Annotated in this window: 27 protein-coding genes and 3 tRNA genes; 19 read left to right on the top strand and 11 right to left on the bottom strand. The window is 54.1% G+C overall.

The features are described 5' to 3' along the window. Positions 1-107: 107 nt before the first annotated feature. From USG84_RS07870 to sdiA, 7 genes are all read left to right on the top strand, one after another. Positions 108-827, top strand: coding sequence for an RNA polymerase sigma factor FliA (locus USG84_RS07870; RefSeq protein WP_014170714.1), 720 nt, complete (start codon positions 108-110; stop codon positions 825-827). A gap of 54 nt (positions 828-881) precedes the next feature. Next, a complete protein-coding gene (gene fliZ / locus USG84_RS07865; RefSeq protein ID WP_061097767.1) occupies positions 882-1433 on the top strand; it encodes a flagella biosynthesis regulatory protein FliZ in 552 nt (183 codons plus the stop codon). An 86-nt stretch (positions 1434-1519) separates the two neighbouring features. Beyond that, positions 1520-2320: a cystine ABC transporter substrate-binding protein gene (gene tcyJ, locus USG84_RS07860; protein WP_047652374.1), complete on the top strand. Its 801-nt coding sequence runs from the start codon at positions 1520-1522 to the stop codon at positions 2318-2320. Positions 2321-2427: 107 nt separating this feature from the next. Next, positions 2428-3414 carry a D-cysteine desulfhydrase gene (dcyD, locus tag USG84_RS07855; RefSeq protein WP_320738231.1) on the top strand — a complete coding sequence of 329 codons (987 nt, stop codon included), beginning with the start codon at positions 2428-2430 and terminating at the stop codon, positions 3412-3414. 21 nt (positions 3415-3435) lie between these two features. Beyond that, positions 3436-4104, top strand: coding sequence for a cystine ABC transporter permease (gene tcyL / locus USG84_RS07850; protein ID WP_028013677.1), 669 nt, complete (start codon positions 3436-3438; stop codon positions 4102-4104). Next, complete coding sequence (gene tcyN / locus USG84_RS07845; RefSeq protein WP_041909387.1) at positions 4101-4853, top strand: L-cystine ABC transporter ATP-binding protein TcyN; 753 nt, start codon at positions 4101-4103, stop codon at positions 4851-4853. Before tcyL ends, tcyN begins: the two co-directional genes overlap by 4 nt. Before the next feature lie 221 nt (positions 4854-5074). Further along, positions 5075-5797, top strand: a complete 723-nt coding sequence (sdiA, locus tag USG84_RS07840; protein WP_151412573.1) for a transcriptional regulator SdiA — start codon at positions 5075-5077, stop codon at positions 5795-5797. Positions 5798-5863: 66 nt separating this feature from the next. Here sdiA and USG84_RS07835 read toward each other — a convergent pair whose 3' ends face one another. Continuing rightward, the gene (locus USG84_RS07835; protein ID WP_014832453.1) at positions 5864-6088 is read right to left on the bottom strand and encodes a DUF2594 family protein; all 225 of its coding nucleotides are present in this window, start codon (positions 6086-6088) and stop codon (positions 5864-5866) included. 465 nt (positions 6089-6553) lie between these two features. Here USG84_RS07835 and uvrY point away from each other — a divergent pair, with 465 nt between their 5' ends. The 6 genes from uvrY to USG84_RS07805 all read left to right on the top strand — a co-directional run bounded on the left by uvrY (position 6554) and on the right by USG84_RS07805 (position 10091). Then, positions 6554-7210: a UvrY/SirA/GacA family response regulator transcription factor gene (uvrY, locus tag USG84_RS07830; protein ID WP_013096026.1), complete on the top strand. Its 657-nt coding sequence runs from the start codon at positions 6554-6556 to the stop codon at positions 7208-7210. Continuing rightward, complete coding sequence (gene uvrC / locus USG84_RS07825; RefSeq protein WP_151412574.1) at positions 7207-9039, top strand: excinuclease ABC subunit UvrC; 1833 nt, start codon at positions 7207-7209, stop codon at positions 9037-9039. Before uvrY ends, uvrC begins: the two co-directional genes overlap by 4 nt. Before the next feature lie 56 nt (positions 9040-9095). Continuing rightward, positions 9096-9644 carry a CDP-diacylglycerol--glycerol-3-phosphate 3-phosphatidyltransferase gene (gene pgsA, locus USG84_RS07820; protein WP_041909393.1) on the top strand — a complete coding sequence of 183 codons (549 nt, stop codon included), beginning with the start codon at positions 9096-9098 and terminating at the stop codon, positions 9642-9644. A 152-nt stretch (positions 9645-9796) separates the two neighbouring features. Continuing rightward, a tRNA-Gly gene (locus tag USG84_RS07815) sits at positions 9797-9872 on the top strand. Positions 9873-9918: 46 nt separating this feature from the next. Further along, positions 9919-9992: transfer RNA gene (locus USG84_RS07810), tRNA-Cys, on the top strand. Between the two features lie 12 nt (positions 9993-10004). After that, a tRNA-Leu gene (locus USG84_RS07805) sits at positions 10005-10091 on the top strand. Positions 10092-10238: 147 nt separating this feature from the next. Here USG84_RS07805 and USG84_RS07800 read toward each other — a convergent pair. Beyond that, positions 10239-10730 carry an Hcp family type VI secretion system effector gene (locus tag USG84_RS07800; RefSeq protein WP_320738230.1) on the bottom strand — a complete coding sequence of 164 codons (492 nt, stop codon included), beginning with the start codon at positions 10728-10730 and terminating at the stop codon, positions 10239-10241. A 203-nt stretch (positions 10731-10933) separates the two neighbouring features. Between USG84_RS07800 and USG84_RS07795 the strand changes: the two genes are divergently transcribed. Both USG84_RS07795 and USG84_RS07790 read left to right on the top strand, forming a co-directional pair. Beyond that, a complete protein-coding gene (locus USG84_RS07795; RefSeq protein WP_080329511.1) occupies positions 10934-11326 on the top strand; it encodes a polymorphic toxin type 44 domain-containing protein in 393 nt (130 codons plus the stop codon). Continuing rightward, positions 11304-11768, top strand: coding sequence for a hypothetical protein (locus USG84_RS07790; protein ID WP_151412576.1), 465 nt, complete (start codon positions 11304-11306; stop codon positions 11766-11768). Before USG84_RS07795 ends, USG84_RS07790 begins: the two co-directional genes overlap by 23 nt. A gap of 51 nt (positions 11769-11819) precedes the next feature. On the opposite strand, the gene USG84_RS07785 is transcribed toward USG84_RS07790, so the two are convergent. From USG84_RS07785 to USG84_RS07765, 5 genes are all read right to left on the bottom strand, one after another. Next, positions 11820-12536: an ABC transporter ATP-binding protein gene (locus USG84_RS07785; protein ID WP_151412577.1), complete on the bottom strand. Its 717-nt coding sequence runs from the start codon at positions 12534-12536 to the stop codon at positions 11820-11822. Continuing rightward, on the bottom strand, positions 12533-13408 hold the full coding sequence (locus USG84_RS07780; protein ID WP_320738229.1) for an ATP-binding cassette domain-containing protein: 876 nt from the start codon (positions 13406-13408) through the stop codon (positions 12533-12535). The genes USG84_RS07785 and USG84_RS07780 overlap by 4 nt, the downstream gene beginning before the upstream one ends. Then, positions 13405-14679 carry a high-affinity branched-chain amino acid ABC transporter permease LivM gene (gene livM, locus USG84_RS07775; RefSeq protein ID WP_320738228.1) on the bottom strand — a complete coding sequence of 425 codons (1275 nt, stop codon included), beginning with the start codon at positions 14677-14679 and terminating at the stop codon, positions 13405-13407. Before livM ends, USG84_RS07780 begins: the two co-directional genes overlap by 4 nt. Positions 14680-14690: 11 nt before the next feature. Further along, a complete protein-coding gene (locus USG84_RS07770) occupies positions 14691-15605 on the bottom strand; it encodes an ABC transporter permease subunit (RefSeq protein ID WP_028013668.1) in 915 nt (304 codons plus the stop codon). A gap of 99 nt (positions 15606-15704) precedes the next feature. Continuing rightward, positions 15705-16826, bottom strand: a complete 1122-nt coding sequence (locus USG84_RS07765) for a branched-chain amino acid ABC transporter substrate-binding protein (protein ID WP_061097836.1) — start codon at positions 16824-16826, stop codon at positions 15705-15707. Between the two features lie 414 nt (positions 16827-17240). Here USG84_RS07765 and USG84_RS07760 point away from each other — a divergent pair, with 414 nt between their 5' ends. Beyond that, positions 17241-17909, top strand: coding sequence for a YecA family protein (locus USG84_RS07760; protein ID WP_061097837.1), 669 nt, complete (start codon positions 17241-17243; stop codon positions 17907-17909). Positions 17910-17942: 33 nt separating this feature from the next. Here the strand turns inward: USG84_RS07760 and tyrP are convergent, their stop codons facing one another. The 3 genes from tyrP to yecR all read right to left on the bottom strand — a co-directional run bounded on the left by tyrP (position 17943) and on the right by yecR (position 20439). Then, positions 17943-19154 (bottom strand): tyrosine transporter TyrP, encoded by a 1212-nt coding sequence (tyrP, locus tag USG84_RS07755; RefSeq protein ID WP_151412578.1) that lies wholly within the window; start codon positions 19152-19154, stop codon positions 17943-17945. A 245-nt stretch (positions 19155-19399) separates the two neighbouring features. Beyond that, entirely contained in the window at positions 19400-19897 is a 498-nt protein-coding gene (gene ftnA / locus USG84_RS07750) for a non-heme ferritin (RefSeq protein WP_028013664.1), read from the bottom strand. 203 nt (positions 19898-20100) lie between these two features. Then, complete coding sequence (gene yecR, locus USG84_RS07745) at positions 20101-20439, bottom strand: YecR family lipoprotein (protein ID WP_151412579.1); 339 nt, start codon at positions 20437-20439, stop codon at positions 20101-20103. Between the two features lie 253 nt (positions 20440-20692). Between yecR and USG84_RS07740 the strand changes: the two genes are divergently transcribed. From USG84_RS07740 to USG84_RS07730, 3 genes are all read left to right on the top strand, one after another. Next, entirely contained in the window at positions 20693-21331 is a 639-nt protein-coding gene (locus USG84_RS07740) for an RpiB/LacA/LacB family sugar-phosphate isomerase (RefSeq protein ID WP_151412580.1), read from the top strand. A 118-nt stretch (positions 21332-21449) separates the two neighbouring features. Continuing rightward, on the top strand, positions 21450-21533 hold the full coding sequence (azuC, locus tag USG84_RS07735) for a stress response protein AzuC (protein WP_014884364.1): 84 nt from the start codon (positions 21450-21452) through the stop codon (positions 21531-21533). Positions 21534-21642: 109 nt separating this feature from the next. After that, positions 21643-21894 carry a DUF2766 family protein gene (locus USG84_RS07730; protein WP_041909410.1) on the top strand — a complete coding sequence of 84 codons (252 nt, stop codon included), beginning with the start codon at positions 21643-21645 and terminating at the stop codon, positions 21892-21894. A gap of 41 nt (positions 21895-21935) precedes the next feature. Here the strand turns inward: USG84_RS07730 and USG84_RS07725 are convergent, their stop codons facing one another. After that, positions 21936-23279 (bottom strand): anaerobic C4-dicarboxylate transporter, encoded by a 1344-nt coding sequence (locus tag USG84_RS07725; RefSeq protein ID WP_253542603.1) that lies wholly within the window; start codon positions 23277-23279, stop codon positions 21936-21938. Positions 23280-23390: the final 111 nt, after the last annotated feature.

Here is a 23390-nt window from a genome sequence, read left to right as displayed (position 1 = left end):
GGGCAACCTCAGAATAACCTCACTTTATCCCCCTTTTTCATCCAATTGAACGCCCTGCAGAATCGGATAATCATGCCGATAACTCAACTAACGCAGGGCTGTTTATCGTGAATTCACTCTATACCGCTGAAGGTGTAATGGATAAACACTCGCTGTGGCAGCGTTATGTCCCGCTGGTGCGTCACGAAGCATTGCGCCTCCAGGTGCGCTTGCCGGCGAGCGTGGAACTTGACGATCTGCTACAGGCGGGCGGTATCGGGTTATTGAATGCAGTTGACCGATACGACGCTCTGCAAGGAACGGCATTTACGACTTACGCAGTTCAGCGTATTCGTGGTGCGATGCTGGACGAGCTGCGCAGCCGCGACTGGGTGCCGCGCAGCGTTCGCCGCAACGCGCGCGAAGTGGCGCATGCGATGGGGCAGCTGGAACAGGAACTGGGACGCAACGCAACGGAAACCGAAGTGGCGGAACGTCTTGGCATTGCTGTTGAAGAGTATCGTCAGATGTTGCTCGATACCAATAATAGCCAACTCTTCTCCTATGACGAGTGGCGCGAAGAGCATGGCGATAGCATCGAGCTGGTGACGGACGAGCACCAGCAGGAAAACCCGTTACACCATTTAATGGAAGGGAATTTACGCCAGCGCGTAATGGAAGCGATTGAAGCTCTGCCTGAGCGCGAACAGCTGGTGTTGACCCTTTATTACCAGGAAGAGCTGAATCTTAAAGAGATTGGCGCGGTTCTGGAGGTGGGGGAGTCGCGGGTTAGCCAGCTGCACAGCCAGGCCATTAAACGCTTACGAACCAAGCTGGGTAAGTTATAGGTGATCCAATCACCCGAAAAATGCCGCACAACGTATTGACAACCAGGAGTTATCATGACGGTGCAGCAATCTAAAAGACGGCCTTTAAGCCGCTACCTGAAAGACTTTAAACACAGCCAGACGCATTGCGCCCACTGTAACAAATTACTCGATCGTATCACGCTGGTTCGCCGCGGCGAGATCGTGAATAAAATCGCAATCTCTCGCCTCGACACGTTAATGGATGAAGCCGCGTGGCTCGAAGAGCAAAAAGAGTGGGTGGCGCTTTGCCGTTTCTGTGGCGATCTCCACTGCAAAGAGCAAAGCGACTTCTTCGATATCATCGGCTTCAAACAATTCCTGTTTGAACAAACGGAGATGAGCCACGGCACCGTGCGCGAATATGTGGTTCGCCTGCGCCGCCTTGGGCAGCATCTGACCGTTAACAATATCTCTCGCGATCTGCTCAAGACCGGTTATCTGGATGAAAATCTCGAGCCGTGGCTGCCTGCAACCAGCACCAACAACTACCGTATTGCGCTGCGCAAGTATGCGCAATATAAGGTACAAATGCCGGGTTCCGTGAAGCAGAAAGCGCTCGCCGGAACAACTTCTGATATATATTAAAAAAGAATAAGATGTAGCGCAGTCGCCTTTGACGTTGCAGGCGATTTCTCTACACTACGTAAAAATTCCACTATATCGGGGTATTTATGAAATTTGCACTTCTGGGTCGTCAGGCGCTGATGGGAGTTATGGCCGTCGCGCTGGTTGCGGGCATGAGCGTAAAAACGTTCGCCGCAGAAAACCTGCTGAATAAAGTAAAAGAGCGCGGTACGCTGCTGGTCGGGCTGGAAGGAACTTATCCTCCGTTCAGCTTCCAGGGTGATGACGGCAAGCTGACCGGTTTTGAAGTGGAATTTGCAGAAGAGCTGGCAAAACACCTCGGCGTTAAAGCCTCCCTGAAACCGACCAAATGGGACGGTATGCTGGCCTCGCTGGATTCAAAACGCATTGACGTGGTGATTAACCAGGTGACCATTTCTGACGAGCGTAAGAAGAAGTATGACTTCTCCACGCCGTACACCGTGTCCGGTATTCAGGCGCTGGTGAAGAAAGGTAACGAAGGCTCCATTAAAACGGCTGCCGATCTGAAAGGCAAAAAAGTCGGCGTCGGTCTGGGAACCAACTACGAAGAGTGGCTGCGCCAGAACGTTCAGGGCGTGGATATCCGCACCTATGATGATGACCCGACGAAATATCAGGATCTGCGCGTAGGCCGTATCGACGCCATTCTGGTTGACCGTCTGGCGGCGCTGGATCTGGTTAAGAAAACCAACAACACCCTCGCGGTCGCCGGTGATGCGTTCTCTCGTCAGGAATCCGGCGTGGCCGTCCGTAAAGGCAACGAGGATCTGGTGAAAGCCATTGACTCCGCGATTGCTGACATGCAGAAAGACGGCAGCCTGAAGGCGCTGTCTGAGAAGTGGTTCGGGGCGGACGTCACCAAGTAAGTTGGTGACGTGAAAAAAAGGCGCTTTTAAAAGCGCCTTTTTTATTTCTTACGCGTCTGCGTGCATAATGAAAAATATCACATTTTGTCTGAGTTACCGGAGAATCCATGTCACTACAGAATTTAACGCGCTTTCCCCGTCTGGAGTTTATCGGCGCGCCGACGCCGCTCGAGTACCTGCCGCGATTTTCTGATTATCTGGGACGCGATATTTTCATTAAGCGCGATGACTTGACGCCGATGGCGATGGGCGGCAATAAGCTGCGCAAGCTGGAGTTTCTCGCGGCTGACGCGCTGCGCGAAGGCGCGGATACGCTGATCACCGCCGGGGCCATTCAGTCCAACCACGTTCGTCAGACGGCGGCCGTGGCGGCAAAGCTCGGACTTCACTGCGTGGCCCTGCTGGAAAATCCGATTGGCACGCGAGCGGAAAACTATCTGTCCAACGGGAACCGTCTGCTGCTGGATCTGTTTAACGTGCAGGTGGAGATGGTTGATGCGTTGACCGACCCGACCGCACAGCTCGACGATCTGGCCACGCGCCTGGAAGCGCAGGGTTTCCGTCCCTACGTCATTCCCGTCGGTGGTTCGAATGCGCTGGGCGCGCTGGGCTATGTGGAAAGCGCGCTGGAAATCGCCCAGCAGTGCGAAGGGGCGGTGAGCCTCTCGTCTGTGGTGGTTGCCTCCGGAAGTGCGGGCACCCATGCCGGGCTGGCGGTGGGGCTGGAACAACTGCTGCCGGAGGTCGAGCTGATTGGCGTAACGGTGTCCCGCAGCGTCGCGGACCAGAAGCCAAAAGTAGTGGCTCTGCAACAGGCGGTGGCAGACCAGCTGGAGTTGAAGGCAAAGGCTGATATTCTGCTCTGGGATGACTATTTTGCGCCGGGTTACGGCACGCCTAATGAAGAGGGAATGGAAGCCGTTAAGCTGCTGGCGCGCCTTGAGGGTATACTGCTCGATCCGGTCTATACGGGTAAAGCGATGGCCGGGCTTATCGATGGCATTGCGCAGAAACGCTTTAAGGATGAAGGGCCGATTTTATTTGTGCACACCGGCGGGGCGCCCGCGCTGTTTGCTTATCATCCTCATGTCTAAAAATCAGGTCGAAAAATAATAATGCAAGAAAGTATTCAACTGGTTATTGATTCTCTGCCGTTCCTGCTGAAAGGTGCGGTATTTACGTTACAGCTGAGTATCGGCGGGATGTTCTTCGGGCTGGTGCTGGGCTTTGTACTGGCCTTAATGCGCATGTCGCCCATTCTGCCGGTACGCTGGCTGGCGCGCTTTTATATCTCCGTGTTTCGCGGTACGCCGCTCATCGCTCAGCTCTTTATGATCTACTACGGCTTACCGCAGTTCGGCATCGAGCTGGATCCGATCCCGGCGGCGATGATTGGCCTGTCGCTTAACACGGCGGCCTATACCTCCGAAACCCTGCGCGCGGCGATCTCGTCGATTGATAAAGGCCAGTGGGAAGCGGCGGCCAGTATCGGGATGACGCCGTGGCAGACGCTGCGTCGCGCCATTCTGCCGCAGGCGGCGCGGGTGGCGTTGCCGCCGCTCAGCAACAGCTTCATCAGCCTGGTGAAAGATACCTCTCTGGCGGCAACCATTCAGGTGCCTGAGCTGTTCCGTCAGGCGCAGCTCATTACCTCGCGCACCCTTGAAGTTTTCACCATGTATCTGGCCGCCTCGCTGATTTACTGGGTGATGGCGACGGTGTTGTCCGCGCTGCAAAACTACTTTGAAAACCAGCTTAACCGCCAGGAGCGTGATCCAAAATGAGTGCTATCGACGTTAAAAACCTGGTGAAAAAATTCCACGGGCAAACGGTGCTCCACGGGATCGACCTGGAAGTTGAGCAGGGCGAAGTCGTGGCGATTATTGGTCCGAGCGGGTCGGGGAAAACCACGCTGCTGCGCAGTATCAACCTGCTTGAACAGCCGGAAGGGGGCACTATTCGGGTTGGGGAGATAACGATTGATACCGGTAAATCCATCAGCCAGCAGAAAGGGTTGATTCGCCGCCTGCGTCAGCATGTTGGCTTTGTGTTCCAGAGCTTCAATCTTTTCCCGCACCGCACGGTGCTGGAAAATATTATTGAAGGGCCGGTCATCGTAAAAGGTGAGCCGAAAGAGGAAGCGACAGCGCGCGCGCGTGAACTGCTCGCTAAAGTCGGGCTGGCAGGGAAAGAGACCAGCTACCCGCGCCGCCTGTCGGGCGGGCAGCAGCAGCGCGTGGCCATTGCGCGGGCGCTGGCGATGCGTCCTGACGTGATCCTGTTTGATGAACCGACCTCCGCGCTCGATCCCGAGCTGGTGGGAGAGGTGCTGAATACCATCCGCCAGCTGGCGCAGGAAAAACGCACCATGGTCATCGTGACCCATGAAATGAGCTTTGCGCGCGACGTGGCGGACAGAGCCATCTTTATGGACCAGGGGCGGATTGTGGAGCAGGGACCGGCGAAAAGCCTGTTTGCTAACCCTCAGCAGCCGCGAACCCGTCAGTTCCTGGAAAAATTCCTCATGCAGTAGCATTTTTGCACTAATTTGCTCCAGAAAGTTCTTCTGGAGCAAATTATCCTCGCTATTCGCCTTAAACGGTGTTCTTTTATTCCACCCAAACAGAATAAACCTTATCCATTGCGCAGTTAATTGTGCTGTTGCCGATATTTTGTAGTTGAAAATAAGTTTTATGTGTTAGGTTATATTCACCATAATAATGATTATCTTTTCAGAGGCTTCTTTTAGTAAGTATGAAGGATTCAGACTTTTTCACCTGGCGACGGGATTGCTCCCTCCGGTTTCAGGAATTGACCTGTGCCGCCGAGGTATATCATGAACTTCAGCGACAAACTCAGGCGCTGGAATTCGATTATTACGCACTCTGTGTGCGCCATCCGGTGCCGTTTACGCGGCCTAAAATTGCTGTGCATACCACTTATCCACAACAGTGGCAGGCGCAATATCAGTCAGAGAACTATTTCACCATCGATCCGGTGCTCAAGCCCGAGAATTTCATTCAGGGGCATTTACCCTGGACGGACGAATTATTTGCGGATGCTCAGGAATTATGGAGCAGCGCGCAGGGCTTCGGTTTACGTTCGGGAATAACGCAGTGTCTGATGCTGCCTAATCATGCGCTCGGCTTCCTTTCGGTTTCCCGTACTAGCGCACAGGAAGGACCGTTTTCCAGCGAGGAAATAGAGCTGCGGCTGCAGATGCTGGTGCAAATGGCATTAACCGCGCTGTTGCGTTTTGAAGATGAGATGGTTATGCCGCCTGAGATGAAATTCAGCAAACGCGAACGAGAAATTCTGAAATGGACTGCGGAAGGGAAGACGTCTGCGGAAATAGCGATCATTCTCTCTATTTCAGAGAATACGGTTAACTTCCATCAGAAGAATATGCAGAAAAAATTTAATGCGCCAAACAAGACGCAGATTGCCTGTTATGCGGCGGCTACGGGACTGATCTGATTAGAGAGTACGTTCTGCGTGACAGACGAGTGGACGGCTGAATGCACTGCATCCAGCCGTTTTTTGTTACTGGCGGTACGCTTGTTTGATTTGCTTAACGGTGTTAGCAAATACGGCCGATTCCGCCTGGTCTTCCATCTGCGCGATTTGTTTTTCCATTTTAATGATCACACGACCAGCATCAGCCTGGCCCATCGCCTGCAGCATCAGCGTTAGCAGCGCTTTCAGGCAGTTTACTTCCTGTGCCAGTTCCTGGTTATTTTCCGCAGTGGCAAATTCAGGTGTGCTCATTTATTTTCCTCATTATTAAACGGCGCTAAAGCGCGACGACGAAAGTCAAGGCGGCGGAGTATACCACAAGCTGCAGCAAAAAATGCAGCGGTTGTTTTTCGTACTTTTACGCCGGTGTTTATTTGCGTAAACAGAGCCAGCCGGTAAACTGGCGCTCAGGTTCGGCTATTAATTGTTTGCGCCCGGTTTACTTGCCGTTAATTATTGTTACAAAAATTTGAGAACCGTTTTTTCGCGAGGAAAACGTGCAAGTTTTTTGTAACTTTTTGAATACAGATGCTTAAAAAAAGCCGCAAAAGCTCTGATGGCAAGGGCTCTCTTTCCATGGACTGTAAGGGCTAATTTCCAAAAACGAGAGCAAAATCGAATAGCCGATTTTTTAACGTTTTAATCTTGTCATGAAAACCGTTAATATAAGCCAAATTATCACTCAGTAGCGTTATCCCTATTCTGGAGACATTTCCTTTGATCAACGTCCTTCTTGTTGATGACCACGAACTGGTGCGCGCAGGGATACGACGCATTCTTGAAGATATTAAAGGTATTAAAGTTGCCGGTGAGGCGTGCTGTGGGGAAGATGCCGTAAAATGGTGCCGCACAAACTCGGCCGATGTGGTGCTGATGGATATGAACATGCCCGGTATCGGTGGCCTTGAGGCAACGCGCAAAATCGCGCGTACCTTTGTTGATACGAAAGTCATCATGCTGACCGTGCATACTGAAAACCCGCTTCCCGCGAAGGTGATGCAGGCGGGAGCAGCCGGTTACCTGAGCAAAGGCGCCGCACCTCAGGAAGTCGTCAATGCTATCCGTTCTGTATTTGCCGGGCAGCGTTACATTGCCTCTGACATTGCGCAGCAGATGGCGCTGAGCCAGATCGAACCCGAGAAAACGGAATCACCGTTTGCCAGTTTGTCTGAGCGTGAATTGCAGATTATGCTGATGATCACCAAGGGTCAGAAAGTGAATGAGATCTCAGAGCAGCTGAATCTCAGCCCGAAAACGGTCAACAGCTATCGTTATCGTATGTTCAGTAAATTGAACATTCATGGTGATGTTGAACTGACTCATCTGGCCATCCGGCACGGTTTATGTAACGCGGAGACGTTGTTAAGTCAGTGAGTGATGTATTCGATTCAAAAGCATTTCTGAAAACCGTAACCAGCCAGCCAGGCGTCTATCGGATGTATGACGCTGGCGGTACGGTTATCTATGTGGGGAAGGCCAAAGATCTCAAAAAACGTCTTTCCAGCTATTTCCGCAGCAACCTTGCCTCCCGTAAGACCGAAGCGCTGGTCTCACTCATTCAAAATATTGATGTCACCGTGACGCATACCGAGACGGAAGCGCTGCTGCTTGAGCACAACTATATTAAGCTCTACCAGCCGCGCTATAACGTGCTACTGCGGGACGACAAGTCCTATCCGTTTATCTTTCTGAGTGGCGACACCCATCCGCGTCTCGCGATGCACCGTGGCGCAAAACATGCGAAGGGTGAATATTTCGGCCCTTTCCCGAACGGCTATGCCGTGCGGGAAACGCTGGCACTGCTGCAAAAAATCTTCCCGATCCGCCAGTGTGAAAACAGCGTTTACCGCAACCGCTCGCGCCCGTGTCTGCAGTACCAGATTGGGCGCTGCCTTGGCCCCTGTGTTGCCGGGCTGGTCAGTGAAGACGAGTATGCGCAGCAGGTGGAATATGTACGCCTGTTCTTAGCTGGCAAAGACGATCAGGTCTTAACCCAGCTGATCGCCCGGATGGAAAAAGCCAGCGCCGCGCTTGAGTTTGAAGAGGCTGCGCGGATCCGCGACCAAATCCAGGCGGTGCGCAGAGTCACTGAGAAACAGTTTGTCTCGAATACCGGCGACGATCTCGACGTTATCGGCGTGGCCTTCGACGCCGGCATGGCCTGCGTGCACGTGCTGTTTATTCGCCAGGGCAAAGTGCTCGGCAGCCGCAGCTATTTTCCGAAGGTGCCTGGCGGCACCGAGCTGGGAGAAGTGGTGGAAACGTTTGTCGGTCAGTTCTATCTGCAGGGCAGCCAGATGCGTACGCTGCCTTCTGAGATCCTGCTCGATTTTAATCTTGACGATAAAACCCTGCTGGCCGACTCGCTTTCCGAACTGGCCGGGCGTCGGGTCAATGTTCAAACCAAACCGCGCGGCGACCGTGCACGTTACCTGAAGCTGGCGCGGACCAACGCGGCGACGGCGCTCACCACTAAGCTGTCCCAGCAATCGACGGTCAGCCAGCGTTTAACCGCGCTGGCGACGCTCCTGAAGCTGCCGGAAGTGAAGCGTATGGAATGTTTTGATATCAGCCATACGATGGGTGAGCAGACGGTGGCGTCCTGCGTGGTGTTTGACGCCAACGGCCCGCTGCGCGCCGAATATCGCCGCTATAACATCACCGGCATCACGCCGGGTGACGACTATGCCGCCATGAATCAGGTGCTGCGTCGCCGCTACGGTAAAGCGATTGAAGAGAGCAAGATCCCGGACGTGATCCTTATCGACGGCGGGAAAGGGCAGCTAGGCCAGGCGAAAGCGGTATTCGAGTCGCTCGACGTTGAGTGGGACAAAAACCATCCGCTTTTGTTAGGCGTGGCAAAAGGGGCCGATCGTAAAGCGGGCCTGGAAACGCTGTTTTTTGAGCCGGAAGGTGAGGGCTTCAGCCTGCCGCCGGACTCCCCGGCGCTGCACGTCATCCAGCATATTCGCGATGAGTCGCACGACCATGCCATCAGCGGCCACCGCAAAAAACGGGCGAAGGTCAAAAATACGAGCACGCTTGAGACTATTGAGGGCGTGGGGCCAAAACGCCGCCAGATGCTGCTGAAGTATATGGGCGGATTGCAAGGATTACTCAACGCCAGCATGGAGGAAATTGCAAAAGTGCCGGGTATTTCGCAAGGGCTGGCAGAAAAGATCTACTACTCGTTGAAACATTGAGGGCTCTGTAGCAACATAGAGCTAAATTTTACTGACAACAAATAGTTACCGTCACTATGCAATATAATATCCCTACGTTGCTCACTCTCTTTCGTGTTGTACTCATTCCGTTCTTTGTGCTGGCATTTTACCTGCCGGTCGTCTGGGCACCGTTTGCCTGCGCATTGATCTTCCTTATCGCAGCGGTAACTGACTGGTTTGATGGCTATCTGGCGCGCCGCTGGAACCAGAGCACCCGTTTCGGCGCGTTTCTCGATCCGGTAGCGGATAAAGTGATGGTCGCTATCGCGATGGTGCTGGTGGCTGAGCACTATCATACCTGGTGGGTGACGCTGCCCGCCGCAACGATGATCGGCCGTGAGATCATCATCTCTGCGCTGCGTGAGTGGATGGCGGAGCTGGGGAAACGCAGCAGCGTGGCGGTGTCCTGGATTGGTAAAGTGAAAACCACCGCGCAGATGGCCTCGCTGGTCTGGATGCTCTGGCGCCCGAACGCCTGGGTAGAGTGGGCTGGGATCGGTCTCCTGTGGGTGGCGGCAGTGCTGACGCTGTGGTCAATGCTGCAATATTTGAACGCTGCGCGCGGGGATTTGCTTGATCAGTGATCGTTTCGCCGTAATTTTCAGCAAACGATCCAGACAAGCAAAAAATAACGTTGACTCATAACGTCATATCAGTAGAATGCAACGCATCGAACGGCGGCACAGCAAGCCGGACGATAGTGAAATCAAGCGGTTAGCACTAAGCTTGATGACATGCGGGAATAGCTCAGTTGGTAGAGCACGACCTTGCCAAGGTCGGGGTCGCGAGTTCGAGTCTCGTTTCCCGCTCCAGATTAAAGACATGCGCAACAGCGGGTGTCAGTTTGAAAAGTTTTACGGCGCGTTAGCAAAGCGGTTATGTAGCGGATTGCAAATCCGTCTAGTCCGGTTCGACTCCGGAACGCGCCTCCACTTTCTTCCCGAGCCCGGATGGTGGAATCGGTAGACACAAGGGATTTAAAATCCCTCGGCGTTCGCGCTGTGTGGGTTCAAGTCCCACTCCGGGTACCATGGGAAACAAAGAATAATCAAAGCAATAAGCAGTGTCGTGAAACCACCGAAAGGTGGTTTTTTTGTGCCTGAAGTCTATCTTTCCACTTTCAATCCAATGACCCTGTGCGGTCGTTATAAAACAGTGGGCGGATTAACCGCCCTTGATTACGCTGTCACACGCTCATTCCATGCATCTGAGTATTGGACGTTTCCGTCACAATACTTCCAGGTAATACGCTCATAGCGGAGTTGTATACCTTCATTATGATTGTGTATCTGAAGCGCTGGCTCTTTGCAGTTATGCATGACGGGGTTAATACTGACTACCCTGACGTTTTCAAGCAGCATGTTAAAGTATTCAACCTCTTGTCCCGCATGGTTAATTTTATACCACTTGATCTCAGCACTTTTTAGCGTCTGGCCAGTGGCAACTGCTTTGTAGAGATACGGACTTGAACTATCAAACTCTTTTTCTATTACGAGCGGTGCGTGTAGGCGCGTACCCGTTATTTTACCTGTCCCATTATCGGTTGGTATTAATAATCCGTGACTAAATGAAAGGACTTCAATGCTTCCTTCACGATCCTGTATATCAACTGATCCTTTGATATCCGCGCCGCCGTCGTCCTTAAGCCAGAGATAAGCCGGAATAGCCATTTTCAACACTCCTTTTTGGTGGGTAAAAGGTTATTAACAGCTAAAACGGGTTTGTATGTAATACAGATTGTGTTATCGATGAGATTAAGCAAATAGCATTACCTATTGATATAAATAATAAAATTAATATATTGATCTCAAACAGTACACTGCGTAGTCGTTGCCCTTATGTTGCTGGTTTTGCCAGGTCAAAGGAATTAACGATGGCATGCATACCGATTTACCCGCCCCGTGGGCTGGAGATTTTGCGGGAACACATCAGGCTTGCCAGGGCGCGGCGCGAAGTGCAGGATATGGCCACCCCACTTACATATATCTGGTTTTATCAGCGAGTCAAAAACGGCGGGCCGTGGGATTACAAACAAAAAAATCGACTGTGGGCTGATTTTGGTAACTTTCATTTTGGCGCAGTGGGTTATGCAGCATGCATTCCCGCAAAAATTCTACATATGGCCGCTGGCGCAGCACAGTGGAAAGCGGGCACATCACGAGAAGAATGGGGAAATTTCATGCAAGGTCCCCCGTTCGGCGATGACCCGATTGATCAGTTCTGGATAAAACAGGGAATTGACTATGCTAAACAGCATCACTTTTAGAGTGCTGCATTGGATCGTCACTCTAATCATGGTCGTTGTGATCGCTGGGTACTGTTATTTACAGCATATCGAGCGTTTAACGGTGCGTGACAAACTTTATGAGGTTCGCCAGCTCACACCGCGAACATGGTTATACATTACTGAATACGCTGAGCCTGACATGACCACGGGCTACATTTACCGTTATTTTTTAGCGAGCAAGGTTGACGGCGATCCGCTGGTGGCTCTCGAAAAACAGAATATCGCCCCGACACTCACAACAAATACTCCGCAGGCAAAGGTTGATGGGATCGGCAATAACATCTCTTTCACTGTTCACGGGACCATATATGACTTTACTAGCTCTGCATTTTTTTATGATGCAGAGGGAACAGCAGTTGCACCGTCAGTCGACTTAACCGCCCGAGGTGAAGGTTGGGATAAAGGAAAATTCAAAAGATAAACAGTGGCGGGCGATCTGTCGGGGTTGACGTCGAAAACCAGCTTCCGCCAGTCACACCCCACCCAAATACGCCTTCCTCACCTCCTGATTTCCCAGCAGCTCCTCGCCGCTGCCGCTCAACCGGATCTGCCCGTTAACCATCACATACCCGCGATCGGAAAGCTTCAGCGCGTGGTGCGCGTTCTGCTCCACCAGAAAGATGGTCATGCCGTTGCGGGCCAGTTCGCGCAGCGTCTGGAAGATCTGCTTCACCACTATCGGCGCTAAGCCCAGGCTCGGTTCATCCAGCAACAGCAGCCTGGGACGGCTCATCAGCGCCCGGGCGATCGCCAGCATCTGCTGTTCTCCGCCGGACATGGTCATCGCGCGCTGCTTGCGTCGCTCCTTGAGGCGAGGGAACAGGTCGAACATGGTTTGCATATCTTCAGCCGCAAACTGGTTGCCAATGGGGATGGTCCCCATCAGCAGGTTCTCTTCAACGGTCATATCCGGGAAGACGCGCCGGCCTTCAGGCGCCTGCGCAATGCCGCTGGACGCGACGTAGTGGGTGGATTGATGGCTGATGTCGTCACCGCTGAACAAAATCTGACCGCTGCGGATGCGCGGCTGGCCAAAGATAGACATCAGCAATGTCGATTTACCCGCGCCGTTCGCGCCAATCAGCGCCACGGTCTCACCCTTATTGACCTCCAGGGAGACCTGCTTCAGCGCCTGAATGGCGCCGTAAAACACATCCACCTCGCGAAATGCCAGCAGCGGTTCGGTCATAGGGTCACCTCGCTTTCGTCCGTGCCCAGGTAGGCGGCGATCACTTTTTCATCATGCTGAATTTGTTCGGGTTTGCCTCTGGCAATCACGTCACCGTGGTCGAGCACGATAATGTCGTCCGAAATCTCCATCACCATCCCCATATCATGTTCAATCAGTAAGACCGTGATGTCATGACGATCCCGAAGAAAACGAATAATGCTGCTCAGCTTATACGTTTCGACCGGGTTAAGCCCGGCGGCGGGCTCATCCAGACAGATCATTTCCGGCCCGGTACACATTGCCCGCGCGATCTCCAGACGCCGCTGCTGCCCGTACGACATCTCACCCGCCAGGCGATTAGCGCACTCCACCAGATCCACCACTTCCAGCCAGTAGAAGGCCCTGTCCAGGGCGTCGCTTTCCGCCCGCCGATATGCCGGCGTGTTTAAGATCCCGGCGAGCAGATTGCGGTTAACGCGCATATGCTGCGCGACCAGCAGGTTTTCCACGACCGACATCTCGCGAAAAAGGCGGATGTTCTGGAATGTGCGAGCCAGCCCGGCGCGGTTGACCAGGTGCGTTCCGCCAAACATTTTGTAGAACAGGCGCTGCCCGAACTGCGCGGGGTTAATCCAGTCGCCCGGCTGGAATTTTTGTCCGAGGACCTGAATAACGTTGGTCGTTTTAGTGCGGGTAGAAAATAAAATATTGCCGCCGGAGGCCTTATAGAAGCCGGTCAGGCAGTTAAACACGGTTGTTTTTCCCGCTCCGTTTGGCCCGATAAGGGCGGTAATGGAGCCGCGCTGCACGTCCAGATTCACGTCGTTAAGCGCCTTAATCCCGCCGAAGTGCATCATCAGATGCTCAACGCGCAATATCGTCCCGTTCATGGCGCCACGCCCTTACGCACGGCAAACCCGCTGCGGTTAATGCGGATCAGGCCGCGTGGACGCCAGATCATCATCACCACCATCAGCATGCCAAACAGCAGGACACGGTACTCGGCAAAACTGCGCAGCAGCTCCGGCGTGACCGTAAGCACAAAGGCGGCCAGCACCACGCCAAGCGTCGAGCCCATGCCGCCCAGCACCACGATGGCGAGGATCAGCGCGGATTCAAAGAAGGTAAAGGAGGTCGGATTCACGAACCCCTGATAGGTGGCGAAGAACACCCCGGCAATGCCGGCGGTCGACGCCCCCAGCGTAAAGGCGGAGAGCTTCACCAGGACGTGATTCAACCCCATCGAGCGGCAGGCAATTTCGTCTTCACGCAGGGCTTCCCACGCCCGGCCAATCGGCATCCGCGTCAGGCGGTGCTTGACGTAGAGCACCAGCATCACCACCAGAAACAGCACGGTATAGATAAAGATAAACTTCATGTTCGGGTTGTAGGTCAGGTGGAAAAATTCGTGGAAGGGCACGCCGCCTTCTTTCGCGCGTCGTCCAAATTCCAGGCCGAAAAAGGTAGGGGGAGGGGCCGACACGCCGTTTGGCCCCCCGGTGAAGGTCAGCCAGTTGTTCAGGATCAGGCGAATAATCTCCCCGAACCCGAGGGTGACGATCGCCAGATAGTCGCCGTGCATGCGCAGTACCGGGAAACCGAGCAGGGCACCGGCGGCGGCGGCCATGATTGCCGCCAGCGGCAGCATGCTCCAGAAGCCTAGGCCGAGATACTGGTATCCCAGCGCCAGACCGTACGCGCCAATCGCGTAGAAGGCAACGTACCCCAGGTCCAGCAGGCCTGCCAGCCCCACGACGATGTTCAGCCCCAGACCGAGAAGCACGTAGATCAGCCCGAGAATGGCGACGGTCAGGACATATTTAGTGGCGACAAACGGAAAGCAAACCGCAAGGGTAATCACCAGAGGAATAATCCAGCGCATGCGGCTTTTATATTCCGGTGGCCGAACGTAGACGCCCGCGCTATCGGCTTCGAAGCGCGCCTGGAAACGGGCGCCCACGGCGGTACCTAAAAAGGCGCTCAACAGAAAACGCCCGAGCATGACGATGCCAACCATCCAGGCCAGCCGCTGTCCGGCGAAGTTAAAGCTGTACCCGTCCAGCACCACGCCCGCAATGGGGCCGAAGATTATCAGCGCAATCAGTCCGGAAAAAATCGCGTCCAGAATGCAGCGCTTAAGCGAAAAACCGTGTGATGTCATCAGTCTCTCCCTCACACTTTGGCTACGACCGGGCGCCCGAGCAGCCCCTGGGGCCGGAAAATCAGGATCATGACCAGCAGGCCAAACGAGAAGACATCTTTATAGTCCGAGTTCACCATGCCCGAGAACTGGGCTTCCGCGACGCCAAGGATAAGGCCACCCAGCATGGCGCCGGGGAGGGAACCGATGCCCCCCAGCACCGCCGCCGTAAAGGCCTTAATGCCAATCACAAACCCGACGTAGAAATCAAAGGTGCCGTAATTCATGGTGATGAGCACCCCCGCCAGGCCGGCCATCGCCGCGCCGATAACAAAGACCAGCGAAATAATTCGGTCGGTGTTAATGCCCAGAATGGAGGCCATCTTCCGATCCTGCTGTACCGCGCGGCACATCCGCCCCAGCCGGGTATGGTTGATTATCCAGGTGAGCACCAGCATGCCGGCAAACGAGGCGAGCAGAATAAACACTTTGGTGTAGGTTATCTGCACGAACCCGTCGCCAAGATGCAGGCGAATCACGCCGTCGAGCATGGTCGGCACCCCTTGCTGGCGCGGACCCTGGCTCAGCTGGGCGTAGTTTTGCAGGATAAGGGACATCCCGATGGCGGAGATAAGCGGCGCCAGGCGCGTGGAGTTTCGCAGCGGCCTGTAGGCGATACGCTCGATAGTCCAGCCGTACACGCCGGTTACCGCGATGGTGAACACCAGCGTACCCAGAATCAGCAGGGGGAAGGACTCAAGCCCGAAGAAAGAGAGCAGCGCCAGGCCAATGGCGCAGAGATAGGCGGAAATCATATACACTTCGCCGTGGGCGAAATTGATCATCCCGATAATGCCGTACACCATGGTGTAGCCGATGGCGATCAGGCCGTAGACGGAGCCCAGCGTTAAGCCATTGACTAACTGCTGCAGGAAGAATGTACTCATCTTAGCGCGCTCGTTTTATAGGCTGCGCGAGGCGCGCAGCCTGATGTTTATTACGCGCCGACGGGCAAGCCCGCCGACGTTGAGCGTGACTCCATCCCGTTACTGCACTTCCTTATATTTTCCCTTGTCGTCCCACTGGTAAACCACGTAGTCAGACACTTTCAGGTCGCCTTTGCTGTCCCAGGCTTTTTTGCCCATCACCGTGTCGACGGAATTGGCTTTCAGCCACTCGCTGGCTTTAGCGGAGTCCTTGCCGCCGGTTGCCTTGAAGGCTGCGGCAATGGCCTGTACGGAGGCATAGGAGTAGAGGGTGTAACCTTCCGGCTCGAATTTACCGGCGCGGAATTTGTCGATAACCGCTTTACCATCCGGGATCAGGCGCGGATCTTTACCGAAGGTCATGTAAATGCCGTTGGTGTATTGCGGGCCGCCCGCCGCCGTCACCATCTCTTCGTTGACGATGCAGTCGCCGGAGAAGAATTTCGCCTGCACCCCCTGTTCACGCATCTGGCGAACCAGCGGGCCGGCTTCCGGGTGACAGCCGCCGAAGAACACCACGTCAGGTTTTTGCGCGCCGATCTTGGTCACCAGCGCGTTAAAGTCTTTTTCTCCGCGGGATAAACCTTCGTACATCACATCCTTGACCCCGCGCTTCGCCAACGCCGCTTTGGTGGCGTCTGCCAGCCCCTGTCCATAGGTGTCTTTATCGTGAATGATGACTACGCGTTTGGCTTTCAGCTTGTCGATGATGAAGTCGCTTGCGACCTGGCCCTGCTGATCATCGCGGCCGCACATGCGGAACATGTCGCTCATGCCGCGTTCGGTGATCTGCGGGTTAGTTGAGCCGGGGGTAATCGCGATGATGCCTGCGTCGCTATACACCTCGGAGGCGGGCATGGTGGAAGAGGAGCAGAAATGGCCGACCACGGCGTTGACCTTATCCTGGTCGACCAGGCGGTTGGCGACGGCCACGGCCTGCTTAGGCTCGCAGGCGTCATCCCCCTGAACCAGTTTGATCTTCTCACCGTTAATACCGCCTGCGGCGTTAATGTCTTCGGCGGCCTGCGTTGCGCCGTGCCAGTACTGATCGCCGTAGGTGGCATTAGGGCCCGTGAACGGTCCGGCGACACCAATCACGATATCTGCCCGGGCGGAAAACGCCGTCACCAGACAGCCGGCCAGCACAAGAGAAACAGGAGTTCTGATAAATTTCAGCGACATTATTATGTTCCTTAGCAAAGAGGTTTTTGCACCACGGCGTAAGCCTGAACGCCCAGGGCGCAGCTAATCCAAAAACACGAGCAAGAACAAAATGCACTAAACGAACGGCATCCTGCGTGATACGGCGAGGTTTCCATGCGCAGCGTCGCGCGAAGAACAGCAAGCAAAAACGTTGCCAGAATGGTTAACCCCTTGACGGGGTTATGACATGTTTGAGTATAGAGCGCCGCGTTATCCCGCCCTGCGGCAGGAGAAGAAATTACAGCGGAGATCACACAACGTTAACAATAAAGCCCATAAGTTGTGCAACGGTCACGATTTGCACACTTTTGCAGCAATAAAGACCTAAACTTCAGCCAGGGCAGGCGTGCGATCTGTGGTAGGATCCTTTCCTTTTTATCAGGAGTGTCCGCGATGACGGAAGGTCCATTAAATGAAAGCGAAATGGCGTGGCTGGAAGAGACGTTAATGTCTTACGGTCACGACGATGCGTCCGTGATTGACGTGTCCGAGCTGGACGGCATGCTTACCGCAGTGCTTTCCGGCCCTGTTGTCGTTGAGCCAGATGCCTGGCTGGTGGCGGTTTGGGGCGGAGATAAGTACATCCCGCGCTGGAAAAACGATCGCGAGATGAACCGTTTTATCGATCTCTGCTTTAAGCATATGAACGACATTGCCGAGCGCCTGAGCGAGTACCCGGATCAGTTTGAGCCGCTGTTCGGCTATAACGACGTTGACGGTGAGAGTTACACCGTGGTGGAAGAGTGGTGCTATGGCTACATGCGCGGCGTGGCGCTGACGGACTGGTCAGCCCTGCCGGAAGCCCTGAAGGCCGATCTCGACGTGATAGCCCTGCACGGAACGGAAGAGAACAGCGAGAAGCTGGATGAACTGTCCGAAGAGGAGTATATCGCCAGCATTGAGCGCATCCAGCCTGCGGCCCTGCGCTTATACAACTACTGGGTGGAGAACCCGCAGCAGCCGGAAGCGAAGAAGCCTGTCGTGAACGGCACGAAGGTGGGGCGTAACGATCCGTGTCCTTGCGGCAGCGGGAAGAAGTTTAAGAGCTGCTGCCTGCACTGATAAAAAAGGGGCTGACGATAGCCCCTTTTTTATTTAACCCACTTCCGGCAGCATTCCGGCTGCTATCAGCACCTGCACCAGAATAATCATCACCCCGCAGCCAAACACAACGCACAGCAGCGGTTTTCCCCCCGCGACGCGATATCCTTGCTGAGGATGCTGCTGACGGCTTTTCCACGCCAGCAGGGAAGGGAGCAGCAGGGCCAGGACCGAGAGCGCCACCCCCGCGTAGCCCAGCGCCATCACAAACCCGCGAGGGTAAAACAGCGCAAACGCCAGCGGTGGCAGGAAGGTGATGGCTCCGGTCTGCAACCGCCCGGCGGCGGTATTGCGGCGCTGGAACAGGTCGGCCAGGTAATCGAACAGGCCGAGCGCTACGCCCAGGAACGAGGTCGCCAGCGCCAGGTCGGCGAACAGATGAACCGCCAGCTCCACGTGCGGCGAGGTGACCACCTCGCGCAGAGACATTAGGAAACCGTTGAGGCCAGCGTGCTGCGCCATCAGCCCGACGAAGGTGGAAGAGTCAATGCTGCCCAGCGTCACCAGCTGCCAGAAAATGTAGGCGATCAGCGGAATGGCGCTGCCGATAATAAACACGCGACGCAGCTTGCGGACATCGCCGTTCATATAGCTGACGATGCTCGGCACGCTGCCGTGGAAGCCAAACGAGGTGAAAATGACCGGAATGGCGGAAAGCGCCAGCCCTTGCTCCAGCGGCAGCGTCAGGAGGTTCACCTTGTGCACGTGCGGTGCCAGCAGCGCCAGCATGACAACCAGAAACAGGATTTTTGCGCTGAAGAGAAAGCGGTTAAACAGATCGACCAGCGAGGTCCCCACGCAGACCACGCCGCCGCCGATGAGCGCAAAGAAGATGGCACCCGTTGCAGGGGTAATGTCTGAGCCAAACCAGTCGTTGACGCTGGAGGCGATAAGCTCCCCGGCACCGCTGATATACGCGGCCGTGAGGGCGTACATCAGGAACATCATGCTAAAGCCGGTGATCCACTGGCCGTAGCGTCCCAGGTAGCGCGCCGCAAGCGAACCCAGCCCGGTATCGGCAGGCACGTGCTGGTAAACCTCAAGCAGCAGCAGTGCGGTGTAGCACATTAATGCCCAGATCGTGCCAAGCAGCAGCAGGGTCATTCCAAATCCCACTCCCGCGGCAGCCAGAGGCATTGCCAGCATTCCTGCGCCAATCGTCGTTCCGGCGACGATAAAAATACTTCCCAGGGTTCTGTTTTTCACGCTTTCCTCTACAACGACGCTTAACCGCAACAAAATCTGCGGCGCAGAGTAAGGCAAAAGCGGTAATTCGTCAAACCACTGTTACAAGGGGTGTAATGAAAGATTTACGTATTGCGCTACCGCCAATCCTGAGTGGGGCGACGACCAGGCGTGACGTAAAAAAGGCGTACGGGGAATAAAATGCGTGTTTTGAGGCGTGGGGAAGGTAAATAAACGCGGTGCCGGAAACCGGCACCGCGCTGATATTAATTCTGCGTATCGAGAGTCGAGAGTTCTTTATCAATAAAGTAAAGACCTTCGCCGGATTTACCTACCAGCGACAATTTATCCAGCACGGATTTAAACAGCTTCTCTTCTTCGTGTTGTTCAGCGACGTACCACTGCAGGAAATTAAAGGTTGGATAATCCTGGCCGATCATTGCCGCATGAACCAGTTCGTTAATTTTTTGGGTGATCAGCTGCTCGTGCTCGTAGGTGGCGCGGAACAGTTCGTCGAGAGAATTATATTCAGCAAAAGGCGATGCCACGTTCTCGATGCGCGGCAGGCTGCCCGTATCGGTCAGATAATCGAACAGGCGCTGCATGTGGGTCATCTCTTCCTGAGCGTGACGACGCAGAAACGCGGCTGCACCTTCAAAGCTGTGATAGCTGCACCAGGCGCTCATCTGCTGGTAGAGAAGGGATGAATAGAGCTCAAGGTTCATTTGTGCATTGAGCTTGTCGATCATTTCAGTTTTCAGCATGGTGGCGCTCCGGATTATTATTACGAGTTCATAATAAGCGACACTATAATTTGTTATTTAATTATTTGCAAAACGTAAAATTAAATATTTATTTGTTCAAAATACGAATGGGAATAAAACGCATTGGCGATATTTATTTTTATTAATGCGAATTATTTTTGTTCTTAGTTAAATAAAGCGCCAGCAAACGCTGGCAGCTTTGATTAATACCAGGGATTATTTGCCTTAGGGTTAACGGCATACCCCATGCACTTATACTGGATAGTAACGCTTTCGTTCAGGCACAACGAGCCGCTTGTCAGGGTGCAGGTTTTGACGGGCTGCCCGTAGGCAGAGGCGGTGGCATAGCCCATGTTCTGACAGGCTTTTACCGCGGTACCGTTATTAACATATTCATCGGACCAGGCGTTTTGCAGCAGTGCCTGGCCATAGTCGAGGCGGACAATGCCGTTCGGCGCGTCCAGGCTGCTGATTTCCGCCTGGCGATTAACGCTGCATCCCGCGAGCAGCAGGACTGTAGCGGCTACGATGGCTCTTTTCATGGTTCGCTCTGAGTGGATGGAAATACGTTATCGTACCCGCAGATGCCCGCTGCAATGCCAGGAATAGCCGGACGATCTACCCTCACTCTTTGCAACGGACGACGTAGATCCTGCCCGTCACAAAATTGTGAGCGCGCATTTGGTTTTTTAAAACCATATTTCATTTACTTTGAAAGTCTGTTCATTTGATGCCAGGATGAACGGGTACAGGTATCCATGGCGGGAGCGCCCGCAGCGCATTCGGGAGAGATAAATGAAAATTGCACTGATGATGGAAAACAGCCAGGCGGCTAAAAACCCAGTCATATTAAAAGAGCTGAAAACGGTAGCCGATGAAAAAGGGTTCCCGGTTTACAACGTGGGTATGAGCGACGAAAACGATCATCACCTGACCTACATCCACCTGGGCATTATGGCGAGCATTTTGCTGAATGCGAAAGCGGTGGATTTCGTTGTCACCGGCTGCGGCACCGGACAGGGGGCGCTGATGTCGTTAAACATCCACCCTGGCGTGATTTGCGGCTACTGCATCGATCCCGCAGACGCGTTTCTCTTCGCGCAAATCAATAACGGCAATGCGCTCTCGCTGCCTTTTGCCAAAGGGTTTGGCTGGGGAGCGGAGCTAAACGTTCGCTTTATCTTTGAAAAGGCGTTTACCGGCCGTAAAGGGGAGGGTTATCCACCAGAGCGTAAAGAGCCGCAGGTGCGTAACGCCGGTATTCTGAACCAGGTAAAAGCGGCCGTGGTGAAAGATAACTATCTGGACTCGCTGCGCGCCATCGATCCTGAGCTGGTGAAGACCGCTGTTTCCGGCCCGCGTTTCCAGCAGTGCTTCTTTGAAAATTGCCAGGATAAGGCGATCGAGGATTTTGTTCGCGGTATGGTAGGTTAATGCGTATTGCGCGGTTTAAATTGTGATACGCATCACAAAAATGTTGATTTTTGTGATGGCGGTCATATTATAGGCACATTGACTATAAAGTTGTATAACAAGTTAATGGAGCTTCACAATGAAACTGCGCAAAATCCTCAAAAGCATGTGGGCCAATTACTGCCGCACCTTCAAAGACGTGCCGCCGGGCGCCATGTTCTGATAAAAAAACCTGCTTCGGCAGGTTTTTTTATGTCCTGCGGCAATGAAGGGCAGATGTCACGGGCCACGTTTTGATACTATGGCGGCCTTTGAATAAGGAGAAAGCCCCCATGTCACAAAACCTGAACGCCGATCAGGAACTGGTCTCTGACGTAGTCGCCTGCCAGCTGGTTATTAAGCAAATTCTTGATGTTCTGGACGTGATTGCACCGGTTGAAGTGCGCGAGAAGATGTCCACCCAGTTGAAAAACATCGATTTTGCCAGCCATCCTGCCGCTGCCGATCCGGTTACGCTTCGCGCGATCCAGAAAGCCATCGCGCTGATTGAGCTGCGCTTCACCCCGCAGGGCGAGTCTCATTAAAATTGCAAACGGGCGACCGCGCGTGTCGCCCGTTGACGCGGTTAAAAGAAGGTCTGCACCAGCAGGTAGCTCGCCGCGCAGGCGCAGCTTACGCCAATTAGCCCCGGCAGAATAAAGCTGTGGTTAATGATGAATTTGCCGATGCGGGTTGTTCCCGAGCGGTCAAAGCCGATGCAGGCTAAATCGCTCGGGTAGGTCGGCAGGACAAAATAGCCGTAGGACGCCGGAAAGAAGGCGATCAGCATTTTTGGATCGATACCCAGCATCAATCCCATCGGCGCCACGGCCGTCAGGGCCGCCGCCTGGCTGTTTACCAGCTTCGACACCAGGAAAAGCACGATGGCATACGTCCACGGATGGCTTTTAACCACGCCTTCCAGCGCCAGCTTTAACTCATCGAGGTGCGCCTGGAAAAAGGTATCGCTCATCCACGCCACCCCGAACACCGAGAAGATCGCCACCATCCCGGCCTTGAATACCGCACCGTTTGAGATGGCGGAGGCATTGACCTTGCAGGCCATCAGCATCACGGCACCGGCAATAAGCATCATCATCTGAATGACGAGGTTCATCGACAGCGCCGTCATTTTGCCTTTCAGCTCGAAGGCGGGGCGCAGTTCGGGGAAGGCCCCGAGCAGGACTACCACCGCAATACCGGCAAAGAAAATCCATGTCGACCAGTAGGCCTGCTTAGGAAAACGCTGGTTCATTAACGTCTCCGTGCCGCCATAGATAAACTCGCGCTGTTTAGGGTCTTTCAGTTTCTCCTGAAACTCCGCGTCGTCAGCTAAATCTTTCCCGCGGCGTAAACTCCACAGGGCCGCAATTGCGACGCCGAAAAGCGAAGCGGGAACCGACACGGCGAGGATTTCCAGGATCCCCCACGCGTGCCCAATCCCATGCTGTGCGGCCAGGATGGATACCAGCGACACAACGGCGACGGAAACCGGAGATGCGGTGATCGCCATCTGGGATGCCACCGATGCCACCGCCATTGGGCGTTCCGGGCGGATCCCTTTTTTCAGGGCGATATCCGCAATGATGGGGAACATGGTGTAGACCACATGCCCGGTGCCGCACAGAAAGGTCAGCGTCCAGGTCGTAAAAGGGGCGAGAAGCGTGATGTGCTGCGGGTGTTTGCGCAGCAGGCGTTCAGCAAACTGCATCATGACGTTGAGGCCACCCGCCGTCTGCAGGGTGGCGGCACAGCCAATCACCGCGAGAATGGTCAACATGACGTCAACCGGAGGCTTGCCGGGCTGGAGCCCAAAGACAAAACACAAAATAAAAAGGCCAATCCCGCTGATTAACCCAAGCCCCATGCCGCCGAAACGTGTTCCCGTCAGCAGGCAGAGGAGAATGACAACAAACTCAATGGTGATCATGCTTTTCCCTCGTCAATGATTATGTAATTAAATAAATCATTACATGTTGTAGGGGTAATCATTGAGAGCGAGATCTGATTTGTTAAATTTCAGCAAAAGCAGAGGGTTGGA

Source organism: Enterobacter sp. 168J2 (assembly GCF_034107265.1).
Lineage (GTDB): Bacteria > Pseudomonadota > Gammaproteobacteria > Enterobacterales > Enterobacteriaceae > Enterobacter > Enterobacter nematophilus.
Note: the sequence above shows the minus strand (reverse complement) of the source record. Positions and strands in the feature narration are given on the sequence as shown.